Genomic DNA, 26,586 nt, shown 5'->3' with positions numbered 1-26,586 from the left:
TTAAAATATTGATATACTTAGAGAAAAGGAGGGATTAAATGTTCTTAGCATGGAATGAGATTAAACGTAACAAATTAAAATTTGGTTTAATTATTGGGATTCTAGTCTTAATCAGTTATTTACTGTTCTTATTATCTGGCCTAGCCAATGGTTTAATTAATATGAATACAGAAGGCATTAAAAAGTGGAAAGCTGATGCGATTGTTTTAAATAAAGATGCGAACCAAACGGTACAACAATCTGTATTTAAGACTTCTAAAGCACAAGATACTTTTAAAGAGACGGCACCATTAAAACAAATGGGAGTCATTGCCTCAAATCAAGATAGTGAAGAAAATGCCTTACTCTTTGGCGTAGATGCGAAGTCATTTTTAATACCTAAAATAGTAGAAGGCAAGACATTTAGTAAAGATAACGACGTCGTTATCGATCAAACTTTAAAAGATAAAGGATTTAAAGTAGGCGATACATTAAAATTATCACAGTCTGATGAAAAGTTACATATTGTAGGTGTCTCAGAAAGTGCTAAATATAATGCTTCACCTGTTATTTTTACTAATAATAAAACGATTGCTAAGGTTAATCCGGTATTAGGAAAAGATAAAACTAACGCAATCGTCGTTCGGGATAAAGAGTGGAAAGATAAAAAAGTTGATAGTGACTTAGAGGTTGTTGGTATGGATGCCTTTGTAGAGAATTTACCTGGCTATAAACCACAAAATCTAACGATGAACTTTATGATTACATTCTTATTTGTTATTTCAGCGACAGTTATCGGCGTCTTCTTATATGTCATTACCTTGCAGAAAAAGAATTTATTCGGCGTGTTAAAAGCGCAAGGATTTACTAATGGCTTTCTTATGAAGATGGTACTAGCACAGACCTTTATTCTTGCGTTTATTGGTACACTTATAGGACTTATCCTGACATTACTTACTAGTCTTGTATTACCAGAAGCCGTACCCGTTCAATTTAACATCGGTACATTGCTAATCTTTGGGCTTGTACTCATTCTGACATCGCTTGTCGGTAGTTTATTCTCAGTATTATCAATTCGCAAGATAGATCCACTTAAGGCAATAGGATAGGAGGTGCCACAATGTTAAAATTTGAGAATGTAACCAAAGAATTTCAAGATGGAAATCGTATTATTGAAGCGGTTAAATCGACTTCTTTAAGTTTTGAAAAAGGTGAACTAATAGCCATTGTCGGCCCTTCAGGTTCCGGGAAAAGTACGTTCCTTACGATGGCGGGGGCATTACAAACGCCGACATCTGGAGAGATATTTATCAACGAGAAGAACATTTCTAAACTCAGTCAAAAACAATTGGCCAACATGAGAATGAAAGAAATTGGGTTTATATTACAAGCCACTAATTTAGTGCCGTTCTTAACGATCAAACAACAATTTCATTTATTAAAAAGTTATAAAAAAGACGTGTTAAGTAGCGAAGAATATACTAAACTACTTGAAGATTTAGGCTTAAAAGACTTAGAAAATAAATTACCTTCAGAAGTGTCTGGAGGACAAAAACAACGTGTCGCGATTGCGAAAGCGATTTATACACAACCTTCTATTATTTTAGCCGATGAGCCTACTGCTTCATTAGATACCGAAAATGCGATGGCAGTTATGGAGATTTTAAAAGAACAATCTAAACAACGTGATAAAACATGTATTATTGTGACTCATGATGAGCGATTAACCCAGTTTTGCGATAAAGTCTTTCATATGGAAGACGGCCGTTTAACTGAAAAATAGAGACTAAATAAAACCCCTGTACGACATCACACTCTTAGTGATTGTACAGGGGATTCGTCTATCTATAATGAATTTATTCACTTTCCATTTGTACTTCTGCTTTTTCAGATTCTTTTTTATATCGTTGATACATAAGTAATAATACGGCTCCCCAAACGGGTGCGAATAGTACCGCGTAACGTGTACTACTACTAATTAATAAAATGATAAAGATAAATGCAAAGAAGACAAGTATGGCATATGCCATATATTTACCACCTGGCATTTTGAACTTACTTTCTTTATGTAATTCAGGATTTCTTTTCAAAAAACCTAAATACGCAAAGATGATGCATGTCCAAATCATAATATTTAATACCGTTGAGAAAGTAGTTATTTGAACGAATACTTTTGTCGCATCTTTGAAAACTGCGTTAAGTATAACTGAGATACTAAGTAATCCGCATGTTACTAAGATGGCGTAGTAAGGCACACCATGTTTATTTGTTTTATGGAAGAATGGTGGTCCTTGTTTACGACCTGCTAAACCGAATAGGGTACGGCTATTCGCAAAGATCCCGCTGTTACATGATGATGCTGCCGCAGTTAACACTACAAAGTTAATGATACCTGCTGCGAAAGGAATACCGACTAACCCGAATAACTTAACGTATGGACTTTCTTCAGGATTTAATTTATCCCATGGTACCACTGACATAATCACAGCTAAAGAACCAATATAGAAAATTAAAATTCGAAATGGCACGTTATTAATCGCTTGAGGAATTGTTTTATGTGGGTTCTTCGTTTCCCCAGCCGTAATACCGATAAGCTCGATACCTATAAATGAGAAAATAGCCATTTGGAATGACATAAAGAAACCTGATGCCCCGTTAGGGAAGAAGCCTCCATTTCCCCAAATATTACCAACGCTTGCTGGTCCGTAAGGTGTCTTCATCGCAAAGACAATCATCACGATACCAACTACGATTAAAGCTAAGATAGTCGTTACTTTAATAATAGATAACCAGAATTCAAGCTCTCCAAATAATTTGGCACTGAACAGGTTCATTGTCACTAATACAATAATTGTAAAAGCGGCTGTAATCCAGTTTGGCATTGCTGGATACCAATATTCGACATATTTAGCGACGGCTGTAACTTCGGCCATGCCTGAAATAATCCAAGTTAACCAATAGGTCCAACCGACCATAAACCCTGCCATGGGTCCTATATGATGGTGGGCAATATCACCAAATGATTTAAACCCTAAGTTTGATAGTAAAATTTCGCCCATTGCGCGCATAAACATAAATAATACGAAACCAACGATGATATATGTAAGTAATATCGATGGCCCTGCTAAATGAACTGAAGCGCCGGCGCCTAGGAAAAGTCCTGTACCGATTGCGCCACCAATCGCAATAAGTTGTATATGCCTATTGCTTAATTCTCTTTGCAGTTTGTCTGCCATAATTTTCTTCCCCTTCATGAGTATATATCTGACTGAAAATTATGACTGAAATACGTATACTCTTCATTATATCATAAATAATTATTCTCAGTTTTGAATTATTTATTTTGACAAAATTTATAATACCCCATTTAATTGTTTTTAATCATGAATTAATTAAGGCGATGACATTAATCGAGAATAAATTTAATTTTTTTCACAAGTATAAGACCAATTTTTATCTTTTAAACGATGTTCTATCGCTTCAATACGTTTAGTAATAAGCGCTTGTTCAGACTTTAAAACTTCTAAATGAGTTTCTAGAATGTCGGGCACGGTTGTCTGATTAGAAGAAAGCTGATGCATGTATTGCTTAATTTCTTTAAGTGGCATATTGAGCAATGTGAAACATTGGATGAGACTAATAAGTTCAATATCTTTCTCGGTATAAATACGTTTATTATTGGCATCACGTTGGATATTAGTTAATATGTCGTGCTTTTCATAGTAACGTAATTTGCTTTTAGAAATCTTGCAACGCTCGGAAACCTCTTGGATATAATAGGTAGTCATGTAAGCATATCCTTTCTCTTAAACTATGGTTTAACTGGTAATCTATTCTACATAAAATAAAGCTAGAGATAAACGAAAATATTAAAATGAGAAAGTAGGCTTTAAGATGAATGATTTTAATGAAATATTAGAAGGTCGTAAATCTGTAAAAGGGTTTGACCCGGATTATAAAATTCCACACGAAGAAATGAATGAAATGATTGCGAAAGCGACGAAAGCACCGTCTTCAGTTAACATGCAGCCATGGCGCTTTGTAGTTGTTGAAAGTGATGAAGCGAAAGCGAAATTACGTCCATTAATCCAATTTAATACGAATCAAAATGATACCTCTTCAGCAATGATTGTCATCTTCGGAGACTTACAATGTTACGAAGAAGGCGAATACATTTACGAACAAGCTGTGAAACATGGCCACATGCCTCAAGAAGTGAAAGATCAAATGTTGCCAATCGTATTAGAGAATTATAAACAACGTACACGTCAATCGATGAGTGATATTGTCAAAATAGACAGCAGTCTTGCCGCAATGCAGTTAATGTTAGTTGCTAAACAACACGGTTATGATACGAATCCAATTGGTGGCTTTGAACAAGAAGAGATTGGTAAAGCGTTTGGCTATGGTTTAGAACGTTATGTCCCTGTCATGATTATTGCAATTGGTAAGCAAGCTAAAGAAGCGCATACGTCATTTAGAATGCCAGTTGAACGTGTCGTAGATTACCAATAAACACGCGCCACGCTTTAACTACTCTTAACAACTAATGCGATATATTAAAATAGGGTATAAATAATAGACCAATTTTTTGGAAAAGGGTGAAATGGTATGACAAATAATCAATTAGAAACACTTACATTAGTAGAAAAAGGAATATATGAAACTTCTACTTCTGTACTTCCGTTCGACCGTAGATATCTAATGAAATCTTTCGTTTTAGAACGTCCAGAAGGGAATGTAGTGATTTACCATTCTTCAGGTCTTAACCAAGCTAAAGACGATATCAATGCATTAGGTGGTGCGACGCGCGTATTAATGAACCATGAATCACTAGGTGGTAAGCCTGCCATAGACTTACCATTCTGGATTCACCAAGATGATGCGAAAGCCATTAGCAACACAGTTAAAGTAGATGGTTATTTTAAGCAACGTGAAATGTTAGCTGATGATCTCGAAGTGATTCCGACGCCTGGTCATACACCTGGAACGACAATGTTCTTGTGGGATAATGGTGAACATCGCTATCTATTTACAGGCGACTTCCTATGCGTTGAGGAGGGTGAATGGCGTACTGTAATTTTAGGTTCAAGCGATAGAGAAGCAGCTCTTCAAAGTTTAGAACTGATTCGCGATTTAGAGTTCGATGCAATTGTGCCGTGGGTGGCTATTAAAGATGAACCTTCCATCTTTTTTGCTGAAAATGAGGACGACAAACGCCAACGTATTCAAGCAATTATTAATCGTGTCCGAGATGGTGCTAATACTTAAAACGGACAGGATAATATTGAGGGAGGTTTAGTACAGATGAATCGTGGAATTAATCATATTGGTTTAACAGTACCAGACATGGAAGAAGCGACAGACTTTTTCAAACAAGGTCTTAATGGCAAGATTGCTTATGATAGTCAGAAGAAGTCTGATGAACCACGTGGCGGTGACTATGTTGAGCACGTACTTGGTTTGGAAAAGGGCGCTGCTATTATTCATAAACGTATGATGGTCTTTGGCAATGGACCAAATATTGAAATGTTCGAGTTTGAAAATGCGCATCAAGGCCCATCTCAATCATTACAAGACATTGGCTTTACGCATATCTCGTTCTACATAGAAGCCGAACACTTTGAATGCGTATTACAACAAGTGACCGAAGCGGGTGGTCAGCCTATCTCTGAACCTCATGCGAACACTAAGTATGAGGATACAGAAGATAATCAAACCGTCTATGTGAAAAGTCCATGGGGTAGCTTGATAGAACTACAAACCATTCCAAATGGTTATTACTATCCAGAAGACAGTGAAGCCCAAGTATTTGTGCCAAAACAGACGGATAGTTAAATGCTAAATAACTACAAATTAACAACAATATTACACATTTGTTATATTAATAAAGTTTATATTTTATTATCTCAAAATACGGTATACTTCCATTAATAAGATCTTCCAATGAGTACGCAGTAAATTAAGGGACAGCGATACTTCATATTAATTAATGGGAATATCTTTGTGAAAATGGGGTAATTAGTTAAGGGCATATTTTACATAATATGTCAAATGAAATATAAGGGAGTCATGCTCATGATTGATATACAAGTACAAAAAACACAATTAATCGAAGTTATTGAAGACATCATTCAGGATAAAGTGAAAGTTAAAAATAGCGATGCATGCGAAGTATTAGCTACAGAAATTGTCAACGGGTTAGAAGAGTTAAACAGTGAAGAAACTCAAGCCAACAACCTACTTGGACTTAATAGCGAATTGCGTCATGAAGTGAATAATCCAAGTATCGCTAAAAAATTAATTTTAACTGCGAATGAAGACTCGCGTAACAACAAAGAAGCAAATAAAGATATGATTAGTAATTAGTGAGAGGAGCGACCTAATCACTTGTTAACGATCAATTTAATAAACAATCAAGGGTTGGAAATAAGCACCTCCTATTGGAAGAAGTTTGAATATTCTTTCAATAGGAGGTGTTTAAGTTTTATAAGAAATAAAAAATATCCTTACATGATTGTAGATGAGAATCACGTAAGGATATTTTAGTAGCGGAGGGAGAAGGATTTGAACCAACGCGAGCACGAAGCTCCTACCAACCATAAATGGTTGGCCTCTTAAGCCAGGCTTGAGTACCCCTCCATACATTTAGTTATTATTTTTAACAACAAAATATATATTACTACAAAACCTTTTCAATGTAAACTATAATTTTATTGCATATAAATTTTTTGCATAAACGATATTAATTTAATCATAAGCTAGAGTGTGATGGGACATTAATAAAGCGTATACGGTATCTAAATGTGGTGTCTGAATATCATGTTCTTTCGCTTTACGGTAGATAAAGCCTTGAATAGCTTCGACTTCTAAAGGTTGTTGGTTAATTACATCATAATACATACTTGTGCCCATATGATCTGGGTAGCCTGCGTAAATCGTCATTATTTCGTCGATGATTGTGTCAGGGAAGTCAATGTCTTCCGCTTGAGCAACTTCACGACCTTCATTTAATAACGCTCTACATAACGTTTCGACTTCTTTAATTTTTAGAATTTGAGCCGTATTTTTACCGAGTGCAGTAATTGAGTTAATGCCTAAGTTGACTAGTAGTTTATACCATATTTTTTCTTCGATATCGTTCTCTAGGACTATTTCGATTTTTGTATGATCAAATAGTTGTTTCAACTTCGCAGTGCGTGCATCTTGTTGAAGGTGTAAACGATAGTCACGAAAATGTACTACTTTATTGTCTGATTTCTGAGCACTAATATAAACGACGGCTTGATAAATATGTTTGAATGGTAAGCGAGATAGTAAGCCATAACCATTTTGCGCTAAAATAAATATCGTTTCATGATGACTAAGGCGATGAAGTTTTGGAATTAAATCTTTAAGTTGATGGGTCTTTACGGCGATAATGATAATGTCAAATGGCGTGTCCGTCTCATCGATGTTGTACGCTTGAACTGTTTGATTGGCGGGCGCAATATGCATCTCTTTGGTAGAGCGACCGAGTAAGGTTACATCGGTTAATGTTTGTTGAAGTTCATAGGCAATGGTCGTACCAACTGCCCCTGGACCGATAATAGCAATTCGCATTTAAAACTTTCCTTTCTAAGCATTCTTAAATATAATTATACGTATTATTATCAAACTTTTGATATAGGAGTTAAATTAAAAATGAAAAATTTAGCAAAATTAGTGGAAATGAAGCAAAGCCAAACGAAGATTTCGATGATTACAGCTTATGACTTTCCGAGTGCAAAACAAGCACAAGAAGCAAATATTGATATGATTTTAGTTGGTGACTCTCTTGGCATGACGGTATTAGGCTATGAAACGACAACACAAGTAACGTTAGATGATATGATTCATCATGGTCAAGCCGTGAGACGTGGCGCAAATGATACTTTCGTCATTGTGGATTTACCGATTGGCGCTGTAGGTGTCAGTATTGAACATGACTTACGCAATGCGTTGACATTATACCAACAAACAAATGCCAACGCGTTAAAAGCAGAAGGTGCTCATTTAGTCGATTTCATTAAAAAATCAACACAAATCGGTATTCCTATCGTGGCACATTTAGGACTAATGCCACAAAGCGTTGGTGTAATGGGCTATCGTTTACAAGCAGGCACAAAAGATGCTGCACAACAATTAATTCAAGATGCGCACGCGGTTCAAGAAGCTGGTGCAGTGGCGTTAGTGTTAGAAGCGATTCCTAGCGACTTAGCTGGTTTAATCAGTAGTCAATTAGATATTCCTGTCATTGGTATTGGTGCAGGTAAAGACACTGATGGCCAAGTGTTGGTTTATCACGATATGTTAAATTATGGCGTAGATCGCCAGGCTAAATTTGTAAAACAATTTGCTGATTTTTCAATTGGTGTCGATGGAATTAAACAATATGACGAAGAAGTGAAGGCTGGGACTTTTCCATCTGAAGCACACACATATAAGAAAAAGATTTTAGACGAGGTAAATGGCAATGACACAAATCATTAAAACTGTGGCAGAGATGCAACGTATCACACATGATTTAAAACGTTCTGGACAAACAATCGGTTTCGTACCAACGATGGGCGCATTACATGAAGGGCATTTAAGCATGATGCGTCGTTCAGTGGAAGAGAACGATGTAACGGTAATTAGCGTCTTCGTTAACCCATTACAATTTGGACCTAATGAAGATTTTGATGCTTACCCACGTCAAATCGATCAAGATGTAGCCTTAGTGGAAGACGTCAACGTAGATTATGTCTTTCATCCAGAGGTTGACGAGATGTATCCGAATGAATTAAGCGTGACATTGAAGGTGGGACGTCTAGCTACCGTCTTAGAAGGCGCACAACGTCCAGGACATTTCGATGGCGTGGTCACAGTAGTAAATAAATTATTTAATATTGTACGTCCTGATAAAGCTTATTTTGGGAAAAAGGATGCCCAACAGCTCGCGATTATTGAAAAAATGGTCGAAGATTTCAACCACCCTATCGACATTGTAGGCATCGATATTGTACGTGAAGCAGACGGCTTAGCACGTAGTTCACGTAACGTCTATTTAACGGCAGAGGAACGTCAAGAAGCAGTTCATTTAAGCAAAAGTTTAAATATTGCAAAGTCGCTCTATGCAGATGGTGAAAGACGTAGTAATATCATAGTCGGCGCGATTAAAACGTATTTAACAGAACATACAAGTGGCCATATCGATGAAGTCGCTATCTATAGTTACCCTGATTTAGAAGCCGTTTCTGAGATTGAGGGTCAAATTTTTATTTCGTTAGCAGTGAAATTCTCGAAAGCGCGTTTAATAGATAATATTATTTTAGGAAGTGGAAGTAAGTAATGATTAGAACAATGATGAACGGTAAGATTCATAGAGCACGTGTAACTGAATCTAACTTAAATTACGTAGGTAGTATTACCATCGATGCTGATATTTTAGATGCGGTTGATATTTTACCGAATGAAAAGGTAGCCATCGTTAACAATAACAATGGTGCACGTTTTGAAACATATGTTATTGCAGGCGAAAGAGGCAGTGGCAAAATATGTCTTAATGGTGCAGCGTCACGTTTAGTAGAAGTTGATGATGTTGTGATTATTATGACGTATGTACAAGTAGATGAACGTGAATTGATTGACCATGCGCCAAAAGTAGCAGTGATGAATGAAAAGAATGAAATCATTCAAATGATTCATGAAAAAGAAAATACGATTATACGATAATGGATAATCATTTGGATTCTAGAATATAAATTTTAAAATAATAGCGTAGAGATATTCAATCATGAATACTCTACGTTTCTTTTTATATCAATATTTCGTATTTTATGGCTTGCATTTCCTCAGGAGTCTCACCAACAATACTCCGTATTACATTTTATTGTGTATTACTCTAGATATAGTATTTACAAAGTATCTTTTTATAAATAGAATAAAAGATAATAAATTTATTTTAAAAATCCATTCTATATAAGGAGTAATGATGAAGAAACTTTTATGGTTAAGTAGTGTGCTTTTACTATTGTTAGCAGCTTGTGGTACTAACGATGTTTCAAAAGATAAGAATTCTAAATCTAACACAGAAAATAAACAAACTAGCACTCAACGTTCTAATAATAAAGACAAAAAGTTAGAAAAAGAGATAGCTAAACTCTCTGAAAAAGAAAGACTAGCGCTTGTTTTTTGTGTGGAGGATGTCGATCAATATACATCAACTAAAAATGAAATTCTAACAGGGATATATGAATATAAAATGCCTACTGGAAAACGTAATTATAATTTAGTTGATTTTACGTTAGTGAAATATACAGACAAGGTTGAAAATGCGCCTAAAAATATGCACTTCTATACTGTTTATCCTAATAAAGGGAATTTCACAACTATTGTAGGAGTGAATAAAGATAAAATCTTTGTTGGCCGTGATCAAGCGACTGAACCGACGTATAAAGCATTTTTAGAAAAAGGGAAAGAAATTGATTTAAAAGAAGTATACAAACATAACAAAGACAATAAAGCGATGTCTGAGTTAGTTAGTAAAATCAATATCTCAGATAAATTGCCAGGCACTAAGGAAGAAAGAGAAAACCCTATTTCTGATAAGAATTTAGAAAAATCGGGTAGTGTTGGTACACAATATCGTAATCAGGTTTACAAGTTAATCTCTAACTTTGATGATGTTCAAGTAGGTAAAACAGGTTACTTATGGGACAATGTTAAAAATACGAATCATAAAGGGGATTGGAAAGTAAACTATCGTAATAATGATGGGGAAATCTTAGGTACGTATGTTATGGAAGATGGTAAGATGTCTAAGTTAGATGATAAAGGTAAAGTCATTAAAACAGAAAAATAGTTTGGCTATAAATAAAACAGATATATCAAAATATAGACGTAAGAGTGATGTGTTCAATTATAAATCACCTTTACGTCTTTTTTGTTTCTTCTTTTGTATCTTCTTTTATATAGTCCTTTGTACCAATACTACGTATTGTTTGGCTCGCGTTCTTAGGGGGGAGCGGGACAGAAATCTAATGTAATTTCTAAGATTTCGTAGTCCTGCCCCGGCAAGGTTGACTAGAAATGAAGAAAGTGAGGCTTGAACGCATCTTCATTTCAGACAACTACTGCCAAAATTAATTTATCCTTATTCCCTCAAGAGTCTCGCCAACAATACTTCGTTAGTTACATGCAATTTTTACATTAAAGAATTAAGATACTTCGTATAATTAGATAATTATTATTAAATCAAATTTAATTAGTGAGTTTCCTTTTTATATTAATGCTTTAATTTCATATAGTTTTTATTTTTAATAAATTTTGTATGTGAAAAGGGTTTCAATGTGATTTCAGTATGATACGATGAAAGAAAGTCGAATAAAGGAGTTATTATATATGAACCCTAAAGTAACGTTTGGAGAAGCCTTTAAATTATTTTGGAAGAATTATTTTAATTTCCGTGGACGTTCGAGACGTAGTGAGTATTGGTGGATGCAACTATGGCATCTTATCTTTTTCTTGCCAGCAATATTTATATACCTTATTTCATTAATAGTAGTGATTTTAGCAGTATCAGTCCATGTAGACAACGGTGGAGTAGTGGGTATTTTAGGAATCATGTGCGCTGGTTTATATATTCTACTATACGGGTTAGTAATCATTATCCCACAACTTGCGTTAAGTGTAAGACGTTTCCATGATACGGGCCGAACAATGTTTGTGCCGGTATTACTCGTGGCTTTAGCTATTTTTACGAATGTTTTCCAATTCGTATGGGAAGTTAATGACCCAAATTTAGAAAATGGCTGGCTATTACTAGCTCTTACTATATTTAATATTATTGTCTGCATTATCTCTATTTATCAAATGGTCATTACTTGTCTCAATAGTAAAGTTGAGAAAAATAAATATGGCGTAAGTCCAAAATTCAAAAATCTCCCTGAACATGGCGTTCAAGAAGAGAGACATTGAAACTAAATTTACCATTCTAAAAAACCAAGCTCCGGTTGACCTTACACGTGTCAATCGGAGCTTTTTGTTATCCAAAGTAAATGTTTCATGTAAAACATTGTGTTATTGATCTCTAACTTGTTGCTTTGCACGGTTATAAATCTTGTCTGGGAAGCGGGTAATACGCAATAATTCAATCGCGTTACGTGTATTGGCTTTGCCTTCTTTAATCTTATAATCAAAGTGGATTTCATGATGTTCGATTGTTTCATTAAAGTGATAATTGAGGTAATTTGGCTTCAATAGTTCCGATAGCTCAATATCATGGGTAGCAGCGATGACTCTATATTGCGGTAACTCATGTAAGTACGTTAATACCGATTCTGACGCTGCAATACGTTCAGTCGTGTTCGTTCCTTTAAAGATTTCGTCGATAAAACAATATACCGGCGTTCCCGTTCCAATATCAAATAGACGACGTATCGATTTAAGTTCGGCCATAAAGTAGCTATCGCCTGATAGCACATCATCGGCATTTGCCATGGACGTATAGACTAAACCGGGTTGATAACTAAACTCGTCGGCTGTCGCTGTGTCGATAGTTTGTGCAAGTATCAGGTTAATCGCTACCGCCTTCATAAATGTGGACTTTCCTGATGCATTTGAACCGGTTAATAGAATATTGTGGTTAATGTCCAGGTCGTTTGGCACTGCATTTTCCAATAAAGGATGAACTAGGTTAGTGAATGAGACGCTTTGGTTCTTGGAAAAGGCAGTCGGCTTACAGTAAGTGTTTAGGGTGCGACGGTACATGGCGAGTGAATAGTGATTGTCTAGGGTGCTAACGTAATCGTAGCAGGCTAGGACTTCGTCTTGGTACTGATAATATGTGTGTTGGATGGTATGGAAGAGGAAGTAGTCTACCATAAAGGCCATCTTGAGTAACATGACGAATGCGCCACCAATGTCTTGATCGCCGGCTGTGCCGAGTAAGCCACTAAAGAAGCGTGCACCTTTAAAGTGATTGAAGTTAGTAGCAACGTCTGGTGTGCCTTCAATCTGGTCGAGATGGTACCCTTCTTTAAGTACGTTGGCGGTATAGAAGAGTGACTTTAAATCTTGATCATAGGTACGCTTTAATGTGCCTGATAAGATGATGTTAAGGAGTACGGCAAATACTGTGATAAGTGTTCCCACTGAAGGTGAAAATAATAGCACAATCAGTCCAATAAATGGTAAAAATGGACACAGCATAAATAGATTTTGTCGTTTAATTGGTTTGAGTTGATCAGGGAAGATAGGATAAACTACTTTGCCTATCGATGCGAGACGATAAGAGACGTTCACGCGGAAATCTTGGTCGTTATTGAAGCGGTCAATCAGTTCATGTTGGTCGGCTTTAAACATTTGGCGTAAAGTCGCGTACCAACGCATTTCTCCGATCGCCGTGAAGTTGAAGTTGCTGCGATGAAAGACTTCTTCGAGATTAAGGTCGGACCACGTTTTATCGTCAATCACTTTAGAATGTCGGTCGCGATAGAGCTCGAATTGATAGTTGAAGCGTGAATTCGGGCGAATAAAGCTTTCTAAAGGTCGTTTATTCTGCCATAATGTATGGATTTGATTGATTAATTTTCTTTTATTTGAAAATGAAATCGCAAAATTCACAATCAGTCCTAGTATGATAATTCCAATTACGAGAAGTGCATAAGTCTGATAGATAGTCATATTGAACTCCTTGGAAAATTTAATATTTTCTATAATTATTTCATACTCAGGAAAAATATACAAAAGTGCTTAAAGGCGACGATATAGCTTCTTAAAATTAGTTATGGGAGTGCAATTAGGATAGATTGTGAACAGTTGAGCATTCACATTCACCATTTGAGAATAAAAAATCTTTTTTTGAACGAGATTTGGTATTATAGGAAAGGTATTTATAGAGGAAGTTGGCGCATACCTATCCCTAAATATGTATTTAAATAACTTACACCCAATAAATTTGTTAATTGAACACATCGCGCAGTCTTACTTCCTCTTGAGAGAGCGGCTACAGAAATTTATTTCTGGCCCGTTCTCTTTTTTTGAATCAATTTAGTTTGCTTAGCTAACTAAAAATGCTAACATTTTATAATGTAATTAGTTTTAAAGGAGTATTATGTATGGAGAATAGTCAAATGAGTATAGCGAAACGGAATACGATTGTGCTAATTATGCTCATTAGTGCCTTCGTAGCTATGTTAAATCAAACAATACTTAATACAGCATTACCGGCCATTATTAGTGGTTTAGGTATATCAGAATCAACAGCACAATGGTTAATCACAGGATTTATGCTTGTGAACGGAATCATGATTCCATTAACCGCCTTCTTAATGGATAAATATCCGACGCGTAAGCTTTACATCTTCTCAATGGCTGCCTTCCTTATCGGCTCTATTCTAGCGGCCGTATCTCCAGGATTTGGCATCTTAATGGTCGCGCGTGTCGTTCAAGCGGTCGGTGCAGGTATTTTATTACCGCTTATGCAATTTACAGTCTTTACACTATTTCCAGTTGAAAAAAGAGGCTTTGCGATGGGGCTTACCGGTATCGTCGCACAATCTGCTCCAGCTATTGGACCTACATTAACGGGGTTATTAATCGACTTCTATAGTTGGAGAATGCCGTTTTACATCGTGGCAACCATCGCCATCATCGTCTTTGTGATAGGTTATTTCTTCGTGGAAAATAGTAATCAAACGAAACCTGCCGTCTTAGATAAACGCTCTGTGGTTTATTCTACTTTCGGGTTTGGCTTAATCCTCTTTGCGTTTAGTAGTGTGAGCACGTTTGGCATTACATCGCCTGTCGTTATTTTAAGCTTTATTGTCGGCATGTTAATTGTAGTTATCTTTTCAATGCGTCAACTTAAAGTGAACCACCCGTTATTAAATATACGAGTATTTAGTAACCGTACATTCACATTATCTGCGGTAGCATCTATGTTAGTGTTCATCGGTATTGTAGGACCTGCCTTATTAATACCTATGTATGTTCAAACCGGTTTAGGTTTATCGGCTGTGTTATCTGGTTTAGTCATTTTACCTGGTGCCGTATTTAACGCCTTTATTTCGGTTTATACAGGTAAGATTTTTGATAAATATGGTATACGTGTATTAGCTATTCCAGGTTTTATCTTATTAATTATAATGACAATTCTACACATCTCCTTAACGTCAGATACACCGTTTTGGTATGTGGTAACGATTTACGCTATTCGTATGTTCTCAGTTGGTTTACTTATGATGCCACTGAATACGGTAGGTTTAAACGCGTTAGACAATAAAGACATTTCGCACGGCACAGCGATTATGAATTCAGCACGCATAATTGCCGGCGCAATGGGTACTGCTATTAGTATGACAATCCTAGCTATTGTAGCGAAACAATACACAACTTCTGCACATAGTGGTCTTTCAAAAGAAACCATTATGAGAGAATCAACGGTACATGGGGTAGATGCAGCCTTTATCTTCACGACGATTTTAATTGTTATCGCATTTATTCTTACTTTATTCATCAAAGACAATACGAACCACGACAAGGCTTAAATGGTATGTAATCTTAATTTTGAAAGGAAGTACAAATTATGAAAAATGTATATTCAGAACAAGAAAAAGTCCAATTGTTAGCAGATATTGTTGAAATGAACACCGTCAATGATAACGAAATAGAAGTTGCGAATTATCTTAAAGATTTATTTGAAAAGCATGGAATCAATGCAGAAATTGATGAAATTGAAGGACAACGTGTAAATTTAGTTGCTTCAATTGGAGAGGGTCATCCCGTTGTAGGTATTTCAGGTCATATGGACGTTGTATCTGAAGGGGATCCAAATGATTGGACATATCCTCCATTTGAACTTACTGAAAAAGATGGCATGTTATACGGACGTGGAACATCAGATATGAAAGCCGGATTAATGGGCTTAGCGATTACAATGATTGAGCTTAAAGAAAATGATGCTTTACCTAAAGGAACAATTAAATTTATGGCTACGGCTGGTGAAGAAAAAGAACAATTAGGATCAGCTCAATTATATAAAAAAGGCTATATGGATGATGTAGATGCCTTAATTATTGCTGAACCTTCTGAACAAAATATTGTGTTTGCGCATAAAGGCTCAATGGATTATAAAATCACATCTAAAGGTCAAGCAGCACATAGTTCTGTGCCTGTTATTGGTAAAAATGCGATTAAACCATTAATCGATTTTATTCAAAATATTGATGAGGAATATGAACGTATTTCTCAAGAACTAAAATGTGAAAAACTTGATTTCTCAGATGTGATTGAACGTTTTAGCACAACATTACTTAAAGATAGCGGTTTAGATGAGGAAGAAGTTAGACGTGTAGTTTCTGGTCTAGTGATTAGTAATACAATCTTACATGGTGGTAATCAAGTCAATTCAGTACCTGATGTAGCGACGGCTGAATTCAATATTAGAACTGTACCTGAATACGATAACGACATGGTTAAAGAATTATTTACAAAATATCTAGAAGAGATTAATAAACAGGGCGGTAACTTAGAAGAAGATATCTATTTAGATTTAGATCCAGTACTTACTACTGGTGATAATGATTTGATTAGAGTAGGTCAACAAGTGGCTAAAAATGTATTTGGACAAGATGTCCTTGCATCACCAACTGTAGGTGTAACGGATGCTTCTAACTTATTACGTGATAAAGATGAGCATTTCTCATTCTTAATGTTTGGTCCTGGTACTGTACCTCACCAAGTTGATGAGCATGTGGATAAAGATAAATATCTTAAATTTATCGATTATTACACAGAATTAATCACAACATATTTAAATAAGGCTGAGTAGTGTTTTACTGCGTATTGTTTGGCTCGCTTTCTTAAGGGGTTTGGCTAAGCCACGGTCTTAGCCTAGCCCTGACCCTTCAAGAGTCTCGCCGACAATACTTCGTATAAAAATATTTATTTTTTATAATGGAAATAAAAGACACGGGTTAATGGGTTTTTTAAAATAGTATATGTAAGATAAATCAATAATTATAGGCTTAAAGGTGAAATTACATCATCTTTAAGCCTTTTTATTAATACTTCGTATTGATCGGCTCGCGTTCTTAAGGGGGGAGCGGAACAGAAATCTAATGTAATTTCTAAGATTTCGTCGTCCCGCCCCGGCAAGGTTGACTAGAGATGAAGAAAGTCAGATTGGACGTATCTTCATCTCAGACAACTACTGCCAAACTTAGCTACTGAGTCCACTATTTAATAAAGAATTCAGGTATGAAGTTATGTTCTGTCTTTATAAAACTGGATGATATGATTTAATACTTCGTCTTCGTGTGTAATTTGTAACCAATGTCCGGCGTCTTGAATAACGTGGTAGTTAAAGTGGTTTGAGACATAGTGCCAAGAAGCGGCCATTTGATCAACTGTTAATGCCGGATCTTTCTCACCAATTAAACCTAACGTTGGAACATTAACACCACCAAAGCCTCGCATTAACATCGTATAATTGCCACGATACCAATTTAACGCTGCTGTTAAGCGGTTTGGACGTGATAAACGACGTTTCCAATTATCATGCAGTGTGCCGCTTTCATCCATAAATTCTAACATTTTGTAGTCGAGGGCAGAGAGGACTTTTTCCGCTACATTTTTAATTAGGAAAAGTGAGACATACATACCTTTTAACATTTGTGATACACCACCGTAGCGAAGATAACCATTAGGATGGCCTACACTCATAGCCACATAACTTTTTATAATAGTTGGATAGTCATGCGCAAAGAGCCAACCTAAAAATGCACCCCAATCATGACCTATGACATGTGCTTGTTTAACATCTAATTGTGTTAACAAATTAAATAAGTCTTTCGAAGATGAGTGTATATTAAAGTTGTCAGGGATATCTGTATCGCCATAACCTTTTAAATCTGGGGCGATGACTCTATAACCTTGTTCAACTAATTTAGGTATAAAGTTAAACCATAATTCTTTTGAATCTGGAAAGCCATGTAATAACAGAACGGCTGGCTTATCTTTATTACCTTCATCCACATAAGCATAGTTGATACCATCTATATTAATATACTGTGTCGTAAGCATATGCTACCTCCTTTAATCATCTAATATTAGTTATACCCTATCTAAGTATAATCAATTGAAAGCTAAAAAATGAAATTTGCGTCAGGGAAGACTGACGTTTGTCTGAAGTGAGTAGGAGGGATGTCTAATAAACGTTGATATATCATTGTTCGGGTGTGTCGAAAATATAATAATGAATATAAACTCTATAATCTCAAGAAGCATCAACAACATGTTAATTATTTAGCTATGGCTTTTAATTTTCCTAAATAAAGGGTAGAAACATACGTAAACAAAAGATAATTATGAGGAGGACTAACCATGGACGTAAGATTTCCAATTGGCGAATTTCAACCACCAGAGAATCCAACATTAGTAGATGTAAAACAATGGATGAGTGAAATTGAAGTATATATTAATCATTTAAAAGAAACGGTAACTGATTTAAATGAGGCACAACTTAAAAAACAATATCGAGAAGGTAGTTGGACGGTCAATCAATTAGTACACCATATTGCAGATTCTCAAATTAACTTATATGAACGTTTGAAGATGGCATTAACCTCAGATGGCGTAACGGCATTCATGTTCGATCAAACACGTTGGGTCGAATTGCCGGATTCATTCTTACCTGTCGATATTTCAGTCAATATTTTAGAAGGTTTAAATAAACGTATCGTAGAAATGGGTAATCACGTAACTAATGAAGATTTATCACGCAAGATTACATTAACAGATGGCTCCGATTTGACAGTCGCTGAATTATTGAAGAAACTATCATGGCATGAACGTCATCATTTAGAACATATTAAAATCGCATTATCAAACTAATTCTACCTATGACTACAACTTAAGAATGAAATTCTCAGATGGCGAGGCTTTATAATAAGATAAATCGCTCAACCCTGTTATAATCAACCATTATTAAGAAGAATGATAGGGGATGACATTTTATGAAAGAGCAAGTTTTAGTTACAGGAGGCACAGGCTTCCTGGGATTACGTATTATTTCGGAGCTATTAAAACAAGATTATAAAGTACGCGCTACCTTACGTTCGGTGGCAAAACAAGAAACGGTATTAGAAACATTAACTAAAAATGGTATCGCTACAGAGAATTTATCCTTTGTAGAAGCTGATTTGTCTAGAGATGAGAATTGGGCAGAAGCAATGGAAGATTGTACGTACGTGATGAGTGTTGCGTCACCTGTAGTGATGGGTAGCGTAAGCACAGAAGACGAAGCTTCCATCAATAAGCAAGCGGTCGAAGGCATTCAACGTATTTTAAGAATTGCGGAAAAATCTGACGTTAAACGTGTGGTCATGACGGCAAACTTTGGTGCAGTCGGCTTCAGTAATAAAGACAAATCAAGCGTTACTACTGAAAAAGATTGGACAAACCCAAATGAACCAGGTCTCTCAGTTTATGAAAAATCTAAACTCATTGCTGAACAAGCAGCGTGGAACTTTGTCGATGCGACAGACCACGATTTAGAATTAGCCACTATTAACCCAGTAGCCATTCTAGGACCATCATTAAATCAACATATGTCACTAAGTTTCCAATTTGTGGAAAATATTGCGAACGGTAAAATGAAACGTATTCCAAATATTCCAATGAATATCGTGGATGTACGTGACGTGGCTACATTACATGTGTTAGCTATGCAAATACCTGAGGCAGCAGGTAAACGTTTTATCGCGACAGCTGAGGGACAAATTTCAATGCCAGAAATTGCACAATTAATTAAAAAAGAACGTCCAGAAGTTGCGGACAAAGTTTCAACTAAAAAGGTACCTGATTTTGCGATTAAACTAGGGGCGAAATTTAATAGTGAAGCGCGTGAAGGTAAGCTCTTACTTGAAATGAATAGAAACGTGAGTAACCAACAAGCACGTAATGTGTTAGGTTGGAAACCTATGTTTACTCAAGAAGAAGCCATCCTAGCTTCCGTAGATAGTATGAAAGCTTACGACATCTTAAAATAGAATCATTCCCAATATAATATCGAACACCTTTATCTCATTGATGTAATTCGTGGATAAAGGTGTTTTTTTACTTTAAAAATTTAAAGAATGCAAAAGTTTCTCTTGTTTCATGAAATTTTCATGTGCTAGGATATATCTATGATAACGTTTTCATAAAAATAAAGTGAGGTGAGACGATGAATAATACAGACATTAAACGCTACATAGAAGAAGGGCATTTAACTGTAGGAATCGAGTTTGGTTCTACGCGCATTAAAGCCATCGCGATTGATGACCAATGTCAGACGCTCGCTACAGGCTCTTTCGAATGGGAGAATAGCTACGAAAATGGCTATTGGACATATTCTATGAATGACGCGTGGGTAGGCATTCAAAAAAGTTATGGTGCTATGACTCAAGCGTTAAAAGATAAATACGATGTAACAGTAACGCAACTGGCATCATTAGGTATTAGCGGTATGATGCATGGTTATTTACCGTTCGATGAGAAAGATGATTTACTTGTACCATTCAGAACGTGGCGTAATAACAATGCTAACCAAGCGGCCGAAATCTTGCGTGAAGACTTTCAAGTCAATATTCCTGAACGTTGGAGTATCGCGCAGCTTTACCAATCAGCAATAGATCAAGAAGCACATGTCGACAAAGTAAGTTACATGACAACGCTTGCGGGTTACATCCATTGGTACTTAACTGACGAGAAAGTTCTTGGTGTAGGTGATGCTTCAGGCATGTTCCCAATCGACATTGAAACACAAGATTATCGCCAAGATATTATTCAACGTTTTAACAAGCTCTTCTCTGAAAAGGGATACACCCAAGATATTCGAGATATCTTACCTAAAGTCGTCGTAGCAGGTGAGTATGCGGGACGTCTAACAGAAACAGGTGCTAAGTTAGTCGATCCAAATGGTGAACTACAAGCAGGTTGCCCACTTTGTGCGCCAGAGGCTGATGCGGCAACTGGTATGGTTGCGACAAATAGTGTAGCGCCAAGAACAGGTAATGTCTCAGCAGGTACAAGTATCTTTTCAATGATTGTTCTCGAACAACCAATTAAAGATGTGTACCCAGAAGTAGACATTGTAACTACACCAGATGGTTATGAAGTAGCCATGATTCACGCTAACAATTGTACGTCAGATATTAATGCTTGGGTCGATTTATTCGGCGAAGTATTAGATATGATGGGCGTGAAATACGACAAAGGTGAACTTTTTACAAAATTATTTGAAAGCGCTTTAAAAGGCGACAAAGATTTAGGTAAATTATTATCCTTTGGCTATATTTCAGGTGAATTTATTACAGATGTTCAACATGGTTACCCAATGTTAGTACGTTCAGTAGATAGTAACTTTAACTTAGCTAACTTAATGAAAACACACATTTATAGTGCGTTCAGTACATTAAAAATTGGTATCGACTTATTGAAAGAAAAAGAAAATATTCAAATTGATTCCATGTTTGGTCATGGAGGCATTTTCAAAACAGAAAAAGTTGCTCAATCGTTCCTAGCAGCTTCTCTTCACAGTCCAGTGCGTGTAATGCAAACGGCAAGTGAAGGTGGCGCCTGGGGTATCGCAGTGTTAGCTCGATATATGATTGAAGAAGATTCAACGAACTTAGCGACATATCTTAATGATTTCGCCTTCAAAGGTACAGAATCGACAACAATTGAGCCAACTGAAGAAGAAATTGAAAGTTTCGAAGCTTATACAGAACGTTTCAAACAAGGCATTCCACTTGAACGCCTTGCACATGAGCAGTTTAAGACAGAAGAATAATAAGCATTACACTAAACAAAGGTAGAAAGTGGGATTACGGTGTCTAATGATATACAAAAACAAGATCGTCAGTTTTTAGGATTACCTATGGTGTTAATTTGGGGTTATATCGCTGTAGCAATCTTTATGACGGGCGATGGATTTGAACAAGCATTTTTATCTAAATATATTGGTAGTCTTGGCTTCACTCAGTCAGAGGCTGGTAGGGTATTAGCAGTTTACGGCTCAGTTGTAGCCATTGCATCATGGATGTCAGGTGTGTTGGCAGAGATATTTAGTCCACGTCGCGTAATGACGTTCGCATTTATTATATGGGTTATCTTCCATGTAGGTTTCTTAACGTTAGGCTTAGCGCAACAAAACTATGCCATGATGTTAATTATGTATGGTATTCGTGGCTTTGCATATCCAATGTTTATTTACAGTTTCGTAGTATGGATTACATATTCATCACCTAGTTACAAACTTGCCTCTGCTATGGGTTGGTTCTGGGCGATGTATTCAATTGGTATTGGTGTATTAGGTTCATATTTACCAAGTTTCTCAATTCCAGTTATCGGTGAAATGGGAACATTATGGTTCTCACTTGTCTTCATCGTAATTGGTGGACTTATAGCTATGTTCCTAGTGAAAGATAAAAAAGGCGAAGACGTTGAAGCAAAACGTATGTCTAAAAAAGAAATGTTTAGCGAATTTGTTCGCGGTATTACAATTCTAGGCAATAAACAAGTTGCAGTGGCTTTCGTAGTACGTATTATCAACCAATTATCTTTATTCGGTTTAGTAGCCTTCCTGCCACGTGTGTTCACCGACGATTTCGGTTTCACAACATCTGAATGGTTACGTGTATGGGGTCTTATGTACGCCGTAACAATCTTTACTAACTTATTCTGGGGTATCGTTGGTGACAAGATTGGTTGGGTACGCCAAGTTCGTTGGTTCGGTTGTATTGGTATGGCCATTTCAACATTGGCTTTCTATTACTTACCAGCCTGGAGTGGTCCAAACTTCTTCGTTACAACATTAATCGCCTTAATGTTAGGTTTCGCGGTAGCAGCATTCGTGCCAATGTCAGCGATCTTCCCAACATTAGTACCAGAACATAAAGGTGCGGCAGTATCTATTCATAACTTAGCAGCTGGCTTAAGTAACTTTATTGGGCCAACAATTGCGTCAATCACATTAAGTTTTGCTTCAGTAGAAGTAACAATTTGGGTATACGCAATTATCTACGTTATTGGCTTTATCTTGACGTTCTTTATGAAAGTGCAACAACCAACAAAACAAGTACATACAAATTAAAAGGGTGAGAGAAAAATGACAAACATTATTGATCAATTTAGAGTAAATGGAAAAGTAGCAATCGTAACAGGAGGCGCAATGGGTCTTGGTAAAGCAATGGCTGAAGCATTAGCACAAGCTGGTTCAGATATCGTTATTGCAGATATTAAATTAGACTTAGCGCAAGAAACTGCATCTGAAATTGCGGAAAAAGAAGGCGTAAAAACAACAGCATTAAAAGTAGACGTTACAAATCCTGATGACGTTAACAAAATGGTTCAAGACGTTGTTAATGAATATGGCAAAGTTGATATTTTAGTTAACAATGCTGGTATGACAATTAACGAAAAAGCTGAAGACGTTTCTTATGAAAATTGGTTAAAAGTTATCAACTTGAACTTAAACGGTGTGTTCTTAGTAGCACAATCAGTAGGTCGTCAAATGATTAAACAAGGTTATGGTTCAATTATCAATACTTCTTCAATGTCAGGTTTAATTGCCAATAAACCTCAAGAACAAGCGTCTTACAATGCTTCTAAAGCAGGCGTAATTATGTTAACGAAAAGTTTAGCAATGGAATGGTCTAAATATGGTATTAAAGTAAATACTATTGCGCCAGGATATATGAAAACAGCGTTAACTAAACCAATGTTTGATACAGGCGGCGAAATGATTGATTACTGGATGGGTGCAACTCCAATGGGTCGTCCAGGTATGCCTGAAGAATTAGGTGGTATCGTAGTTTACTTAGCTTCTGATGCTTCATCATTCGCACAAGGTAGTGTCTTCACTATCGACGGTGGTTACACTGCGTTATAATGCGTCGTACACTATTACGATAAATACTATTATTTGAATATATAAATAACAAAGCCATCTCTACCGATTAACGTTGGAGATGGCTTTTTAATAACTAATTTTCTATATGAAGTTATGGGATGGGTGTAGGTTGGGTAGACTGTAGTTAGACACTTTGAACGGAGGAATCATAATGAAACGCGCTAAAGAACTCGAAAAGACGCTAAAGTCCTTAGATGGACAGAAATATGGTGCTTATAAAAAAACTAAAGGTATCTATGCCTTTGATCAATTTCGTCTTGCGATAGACCATGTCCAAGTCGATCCTTTCGCACCACCTTCCAAAATGCAGCTCTTCATTGAGCGCTCTACTACACAACTTCCGAACGACTTATTAGATACGAAAGACAAACGTCTAGCCGTAGCTGACTTTTTAACGCGTACATTTAATCAACAAACGCAACGTTTTAATCATAGTGTTAAAGGTTCAGGCAAAAACGGTAAAATCTTTATCGACCATTGTGGCCAAGAGATATTAGAACGTACGGCTGTAGTGATTCATGATAAAGAGATTGAAATTAACATTGAAGTTGGTATGCCAGCTGCAGGCCGTAAGATTCTTGGAAAAGCAGCAGCCCATACGTTGATTCAAGGTTTACCACAAATCGTCGATCAAGCGCTAATGTATCAACATATTAATCAAGATGCATTACGTAAACAAGTTGAGTTAAAACTAGATCAAACGTATATAAGAGAACAACTTCAACAACAAAACTTAGTTGCCTTTGTAGCTAATGATTCAGTTTTACCACGTAAAAGTGGTGTCTCAGATGAACCTATGAAAGGCGCTATTCAATTTACAAGCCCTAAAAAATTCGAAATGACATTTAACTTGCCAAGTGGTCAGGCAGTCACAGGGATGTCTATTCCAGAAGGTATTACGCTCATCGTAGGTGGTGGTTATCACGGTAAATCCACATTACTAGAAGCGTTAGAACGTGGCGTCTATAACCATGTACTTAATGACGGACGTGAGTTTGTATTAACACGCGAAGATGCAATGAAGATACGTGCTGAAGATGGCCGTAGTATTCAAAATGTGAACATTCAACCGTTTATTGATAATCTACCTGGCAAGAAGGATACGACACGCTTTTCAACTGAAAATGCGAGTGGTAGTACATCTCAAGCTACAAATGTCATGGAAGCGTTGGAAGCTCAAACATCGTTATTACTTATCGACGAAGATACGTCTGCGACAAACTTTATGATTCGTGACGGACGCATGCAAAAGCTTATCGCTCCTGATAAAGAACCAATTACGCCATTCTCTAGTAAAGTGAAGCCACTGTATGATGATTATAAGGTTTCAACAATCTTAATCGTAGGTGGTTCTGGTGACTATTTCGATGTGGCTGATCAAGTATTGATGATGGATGAATATCACTTGAAAGATGTGACAGACGATGCTAAAGCTATCGCTAATACAGATGATTACAAGCGCACGACCGAGTCATACGACCACTTTGGTGACATTCCATCTCGTGTGCCTTTAGGTAGTTCATTTTCCAAAAAGGGGAAAGATGATCGTTTGAAAGCGAAAGGTCTGCATACGATTACGTATGGTAAAGAAGGTATCGATATATCTGGTCTGGAACAATTAGTTGATGCTAGCCAAACGAATGCCTTAACGGTCATGATAGATTACTTTAGACATCATGCGATAGATGGCCACACTAGCTTGATTGAAGCAACGAACCAAATGTATGCATTGATTGAAAAAGATGGACTTGGTGCGATATCAAACTTTAACGGACACCCAGGCAATTTAGCCTTACCACGTAAACAAGAATTTATCGGCACATTAAATCGCTACCGAGGATTAAAAGTGAAGTAGAAAGCAAAAGGTAATTCCTATCGAATACTCGATAAGAATTACCTTTTTTAAATTATTGTAGGGGGACTACGAAATCTTTGAAATAACATTAGATTTCTCTCATTGTTTTTCTTACTTATTTCAAAATTTAAATATACATACGGAGTATTGTGGCGAGACTCTTGAAGGGTCAGGGCTAGGCTAAGACCATGGCTTAGCCAGACCCCTTAAGAAAGCGAGCCAAACAATACGGAGCTTTATGTTTCTGAAGGACGCTCTTCAAAGAGACGCAAGAAAAATTCCATAGAAAACTCCTGTTCTTGAGCCTTTCCATGATATGTAGGTACATCTTCTCTAATTAACGTACTTAACCCTTGAATATCATCTATTCCATAATCTTCCACAAAACCATATTGGCCTTCTTTAACATACAATTTAACCTTCCCTTTAAATTGCACTTCACGATTCAATAATCGCTCACGATCAAGATAATATTTTTTAGGTAGTTTAACCCATATATGGTCAAAATGGCATCCAGCGATAACCACTTCTTTGAGTAGCATCGTGGCCGGGTTTGGAGCGTTAGTATATTTAAGACGGCGTTTAATCGCAATGTTCTCTACTCGTCCGACTACGTTTACTGTTTTATTTCGAAAAGGCTGTAAGTCCATACGCGACATAGCTTCACCTTCTTTAAACAATTGTTATAAAAAGTGTATCACAATTATGAGAAATTTTTAAATTTTCGATATATTTTACATCTTTACTTGAAAATTTTACCTTCTGACGTCCACATTTTCCAAAGAATTAAGTT

The 26,586-nt window shown here is 36.5% G+C and carries 25 protein-coding genes and 1 tRNA gene; 19 read left to right on the top strand and 7 right to left on the bottom strand.

The window, feature by feature from the left end:
• Window positions 1–38: 38 nt before the first annotated feature.
• Together FH144_RS01640 and FH144_RS01635 are read left to right on the top strand one after the other, a co-directional pair.
• Window positions 39–1,088: an ABC transporter permease gene (locus FH144_RS01640; protein ID WP_242313403.1), complete on the top strand. Its 1,050-nt coding sequence runs from the start codon at window positions 39–41 to the stop codon at window positions 1,086–1,088.
• Between the two features lie 11 nt (window positions 1,089–1,099).
• Window positions 1,100–1,762 carry an ABC transporter ATP-binding protein gene (locus FH144_RS01635; RefSeq protein WP_242313402.1) on the top strand — a complete coding sequence of 221 codons (663 nt, stop codon included), beginning with the start codon at window positions 1,100–1,102 and terminating at the stop codon, window positions 1,760–1,762.
• A 73-nt stretch (window positions 1,763–1,835) separates the two neighbouring features.
• Here the strand turns inward: FH144_RS01635 and FH144_RS01630 are convergent, their stop codons facing one another.
• Window positions 1,836–3,215: an amino acid permease gene (locus FH144_RS01630; protein WP_242313401.1), complete on the bottom strand. Its 1,380-nt coding sequence runs from the start codon at window positions 3,213–3,215 to the stop codon at window positions 1,836–1,838.
• 186 nt (window positions 3,216–3,401) lie between these two features.
• Complete coding sequence (locus FH144_RS01625) at window positions 3,402–3,767, bottom strand: MerR family transcriptional regulator (protein ID WP_242313400.1); 366 nt, start codon at window positions 3,765–3,767, stop codon at window positions 3,402–3,404.
• 106 nt (window positions 3,768–3,873) lie between these two features.
• Here FH144_RS01625 and FH144_RS01620 point away from each other — a divergent pair, with 106 nt between their 5' ends.
• The 4 genes from FH144_RS01620 (at window position 3,874) to FH144_RS01605 (ending at window position 6,348) form a co-directional block, all read left to right on the top strand.
• Window positions 3,874–4,494 (top strand): nitroreductase family protein, encoded by a 621-nt coding sequence (locus FH144_RS01620; protein ID WP_242313399.1) that lies wholly within the window; start codon window positions 3,874–3,876, stop codon window positions 4,492–4,494.
• Between the two features lie 96 nt (window positions 4,495–4,590).
• On the top strand, window positions 4,591–5,250 hold the full coding sequence (locus FH144_RS01615; RefSeq protein WP_242313398.1) for an MBL fold metallo-hydrolase: 660 nt from the start codon (window positions 4,591–4,593) through the stop codon (window positions 5,248–5,250).
• Window positions 5,251–5,286: 36 nt separating this feature from the next.
• Window positions 5,287–5,817, top strand: a complete 531-nt coding sequence (locus FH144_RS01610; RefSeq protein WP_242313397.1) for a VOC family protein — start codon at window positions 5,287–5,289, stop codon at window positions 5,815–5,817.
• A gap of 240 nt (window positions 5,818–6,057) precedes the next feature.
• Window positions 6,058–6,348, top strand: coding sequence for a hypothetical protein (locus FH144_RS01605; RefSeq protein ID WP_107507324.1), 291 nt, complete (start codon window positions 6,058–6,060; stop codon window positions 6,346–6,348).
• A gap of 183 nt (window positions 6,349–6,531) precedes the next feature.
• Here the strand turns inward: FH144_RS01605 and FH144_RS01600 are convergent.
• Window positions 6,532–6,621, bottom strand: a tRNA-OTHER gene (locus FH144_RS01600).
• A gap of 108 nt (window positions 6,622–6,729) precedes the next feature.
• The gene (locus FH144_RS01595; RefSeq protein WP_242313396.1) at window positions 6,730–7,581 is read right to left on the bottom strand and encodes an oxidoreductase; all 852 of its coding nucleotides are present in this window, start codon (window positions 7,579–7,581) and stop codon (window positions 6,730–6,732) included.
• Window positions 7,582–7,662: 81 nt separating this feature from the next.
• Here FH144_RS01595 and panB point away from each other — a divergent pair, with 81 nt between their 5' ends.
• The 5 genes from panB to FH144_RS01570 all read left to right on the top strand — a co-directional run bounded on the left by panB (window position 7,663) and on the right by FH144_RS01570 (window position 11,958).
• Window positions 7,663–8,490 carry a 3-methyl-2-oxobutanoate hydroxymethyltransferase gene (gene panB / locus FH144_RS01590; protein WP_242313395.1) on the top strand — a complete coding sequence of 276 codons (828 nt, stop codon included), beginning with the start codon at window positions 7,663–7,665 and terminating at the stop codon, window positions 8,488–8,490.
• Entirely contained in the window at window positions 8,474–9,331 is an 858-nt protein-coding gene (gene panC, locus FH144_RS01585; RefSeq protein ID WP_242313394.1) for a pantoate--beta-alanine ligase, read from the top strand. The genes panB and panC overlap by 17 nt, the downstream gene beginning before the upstream one ends.
• Window positions 9,331–9,714 (top strand): aspartate 1-decarboxylase, encoded by a 384-nt coding sequence (panD, locus tag FH144_RS01580; RefSeq protein WP_107507328.1) that lies wholly within the window; start codon window positions 9,331–9,333, stop codon window positions 9,712–9,714. Before panC ends, panD begins: the two co-directional genes overlap by 1 nt.
• A gap of 256 nt (window positions 9,715–9,970) precedes the next feature.
• Window positions 9,971–10,843 (top strand): hypothetical protein, encoded by an 873-nt coding sequence (locus FH144_RS01575; RefSeq protein WP_242313393.1) that lies wholly within the window; start codon window positions 9,971–9,973, stop codon window positions 10,841–10,843.
• Between the two features lie 539 nt (window positions 10,844–11,382).
• A complete protein-coding gene (locus FH144_RS01570) occupies window positions 11,383–11,958 on the top strand; it encodes a DUF805 domain-containing protein (RefSeq protein WP_242313392.1) in 576 nt (191 codons plus the stop codon).
• A 102-nt stretch (window positions 11,959–12,060) separates the two neighbouring features.
• On the opposite strand, the gene FH144_RS01565 is transcribed toward FH144_RS01570, so the two are convergent.
• A complete protein-coding gene (locus FH144_RS01565; RefSeq protein WP_242313391.1) occupies window positions 12,061–13,665 on the bottom strand; it encodes a MutS-related protein in 1,605 nt (534 codons plus the stop codon).
• 434 nt (window positions 13,666–14,099) lie between these two features.
• On the opposite strand from FH144_RS01565, the gene FH144_RS01560 reads away from it, so the two are divergent.
• A complete protein-coding gene (locus FH144_RS01560) occupies window positions 14,100–15,530 on the top strand; it encodes an MDR family MFS transporter (protein ID WP_242313390.1) in 1,431 nt (476 codons plus the stop codon).
• Between the two features lie 38 nt (window positions 15,531–15,568).
• Entirely contained in the window at window positions 15,569–16,813 is a 1,245-nt protein-coding gene (locus FH144_RS01555) for an ArgE/DapE family deacylase (RefSeq protein ID WP_242313389.1), read from the top strand.
• A gap of 434 nt (window positions 16,814–17,247) precedes the next feature.
• Here the strand turns inward: FH144_RS01555 and FH144_RS01550 are convergent, their stop codons facing one another.
• Entirely contained in the window at window positions 17,248–18,066 is an 819-nt protein-coding gene (locus FH144_RS01550) for an alpha/beta fold hydrolase (protein WP_242313388.1), read from the bottom strand.
• Window positions 18,067–18,366: 300 nt separating this feature from the next.
• Between FH144_RS01550 and FH144_RS01545 the strand changes: the two genes are divergently transcribed.
• The 6 genes from FH144_RS01545 (at window position 18,367) to FH144_RS01520 (ending at window position 25,793) form a co-directional block, all read left to right on the top strand.
• On the top strand, window positions 18,367–18,876 hold the full coding sequence (locus FH144_RS01545) for a YfiT family bacillithiol transferase (RefSeq protein ID WP_242313387.1): 510 nt from the start codon (window positions 18,367–18,369) through the stop codon (window positions 18,874–18,876).
• Between the two features lie 122 nt (window positions 18,877–18,998).
• A complete protein-coding gene (locus tag FH144_RS01540; RefSeq protein ID WP_242313386.1) occupies window positions 18,999–20,033 on the top strand; it encodes an SDR family NAD(P)-dependent oxidoreductase in 1,035 nt (344 codons plus the stop codon).
• 176 nt (window positions 20,034–20,209) lie between these two features.
• The gene (locus FH144_RS01535; protein ID WP_242313385.1) at window positions 20,210–21,817 is read left to right on the top strand and encodes a xylulokinase; all 1,608 of its coding nucleotides are present in this window, start codon (window positions 20,210–20,212) and stop codon (window positions 21,815–21,817) included.
• A gap of 39 nt (window positions 21,818–21,856) precedes the next feature.
• Window positions 21,857–23,119: an MFS transporter gene (locus tag FH144_RS01530; protein ID WP_347341112.1), complete on the top strand. Its 1,263-nt coding sequence runs from the start codon at window positions 21,857–21,859 to the stop codon at window positions 23,117–23,119.
• A 15-nt stretch (window positions 23,120–23,134) separates the two neighbouring features.
• A complete protein-coding gene (locus FH144_RS01525) occupies window positions 23,135–23,917 on the top strand; it encodes a glucose 1-dehydrogenase (protein WP_107507339.1) in 783 nt (260 codons plus the stop codon).
• A 172-nt stretch (window positions 23,918–24,089) separates the two neighbouring features.
• The gene (locus tag FH144_RS01520; RefSeq protein ID WP_242313384.1) at window positions 24,090–25,793 is read left to right on the top strand and encodes an ABC-ATPase domain-containing protein; all 1,704 of its coding nucleotides are present in this window, start codon (window positions 24,090–24,092) and stop codon (window positions 25,791–25,793) included.
• A gap of 236 nt (window positions 25,794–26,029) precedes the next feature.
• Here FH144_RS01520 and FH144_RS01515 read toward each other — a convergent pair whose 3' ends face one another.
• On the bottom strand, window positions 26,030–26,452 hold the full coding sequence (locus FH144_RS01515; protein WP_242313383.1) for a hypothetical protein: 423 nt from the start codon (window positions 26,450–26,452) through the stop codon (window positions 26,030–26,032).
• Window positions 26,453–26,586 lie beyond the last annotated feature (134 nt).

This window comes from Staphylococcus sp. acrmy, assembly GCF_022690565.1.
Taxonomy (GTDB): domain Bacteria; phylum Bacillota; class Bacilli; order Staphylococcales; family Staphylococcaceae; genus Staphylococcus; species Staphylococcus caledonicus.
This window is presented reverse-complemented; position numbering and strand designations above follow the sequence as displayed.

Coding starts and splice junctions, on each gene's coding strand:
- FH144_RS01605 (WP_107507324.1), top strand. CDS start 6,058: ATGATTGATATACAAGTACAAAAAACACAATTAATCGAAGTTATTGAA.
- panB (WP_242313395.1), top strand. CDS start 7,663: ATGAAAAATTTAGCAAAATTAGTGGAAATGAAGCAAAGCCAAACGAAG.
- FH144_RS01640 (WP_242313403.1), top strand. CDS start 39: ATGTTCTTAGCATGGAATGAGATTAAACGTAACAAATTAAAATTTGGT.
- FH144_RS01555 (WP_242313389.1), top strand. CDS start 15,569: ATGAAAAATGTATATTCAGAACAAGAAAAAGTCCAATTGTTAGCAGAT.
- FH144_RS01635 (WP_242313402.1), top strand. CDS start 1,100: ATGTTAAAATTTGAGAATGTAACCAAAGAATTTCAAGATGGAAATCGT.
- FH144_RS01560 (WP_242313390.1), top strand. CDS start 14,100: ATGGAGAATAGTCAAATGAGTATAGCGAAACGGAATACGATTGTGCTA.
- FH144_RS01575 (WP_242313393.1), top strand. CDS start 9,971: ATGATGAAGAAACTTTTATGGTTAAGTAGTGTGCTTTTACTATTGTTA.
- panC (WP_242313394.1), top strand. CDS start 8,474: ATGACACAAATCATTAAAACTGTGGCAGAGATGCAACGTATCACACAT.
- FH144_RS01520 (WP_242313384.1), top strand. CDS start 24,090: ATGAAACGCGCTAAAGAACTCGAAAAGACGCTAAAGTCCTTAGATGGA.
- FH144_RS01570 (WP_242313392.1), top strand. CDS start 11,383: ATGAACCCTAAAGTAACGTTTGGAGAAGCCTTTAAATTATTTTGGAAG.
- FH144_RS01535 (WP_242313385.1), top strand. CDS start 20,210: ATGAATAATACAGACATTAAACGCTACATAGAAGAAGGGCATTTAACT.
- FH144_RS01620 (WP_242313399.1), top strand. CDS start 3,874: ATGAATGATTTTAATGAAATATTAGAAGGTCGTAAATCTGTAAAAGGG.
- FH144_RS01630 (WP_242313401.1), bottom strand. CDS start 3,215: ATGGCAGACAAACTGCAAAGAGAATTAAGCAATAGGCATATACAACTT.
- FH144_RS01515 (WP_242313383.1), bottom strand. CDS start 26,452: ATGTCGCGTATGGACTTACAGCCTTTTCGAAATAAAACAGTAAACGTA.
- FH144_RS01595 (WP_242313396.1), bottom strand. CDS start 7,581: ATGCGAATTGCTATTATCGGTCCAGGGGCAGTTGGTACGACCATTGCC.
- FH144_RS01525 (WP_107507339.1), top strand. CDS start 23,135: ATGACAAACATTATTGATCAATTTAGAGTAAATGGAAAAGTAGCAATC.
- FH144_RS01565 (WP_242313391.1), bottom strand. CDS start 13,665: ATGACTATCTATCAGACTTATGCACTTCTCGTAATTGGAATTATCATA.
- FH144_RS01610 (WP_242313397.1), top strand. CDS start 5,287: ATGAATCGTGGAATTAATCATATTGGTTTAACAGTACCAGACATGGAA.
- FH144_RS01540 (WP_242313386.1), top strand. CDS start 18,999: ATGAAAGAGCAAGTTTTAGTTACAGGAGGCACAGGCTTCCTGGGATTA.
- FH144_RS01550 (WP_242313388.1), bottom strand. CDS start 18,066: ATGCTTACGACACAGTATATTAATATAGATGGTATCAACTATGCTTAT.
- panD (WP_107507328.1), top strand. CDS start 9,331: ATGATTAGAACAATGATGAACGGTAAGATTCATAGAGCACGTGTAACT.
- FH144_RS01625 (WP_242313400.1), bottom strand. CDS start 3,767: ATGACTACCTATTATATCCAAGAGGTTTCCGAGCGTTGCAAGATTTCT.
- FH144_RS01615 (WP_242313398.1), top strand. CDS start 4,591: ATGACAAATAATCAATTAGAAACACTTACATTAGTAGAAAAAGGAATA.
- FH144_RS01545 (WP_242313387.1), top strand. CDS start 18,367: ATGGACGTAAGATTTCCAATTGGCGAATTTCAACCACCAGAGAATCCA.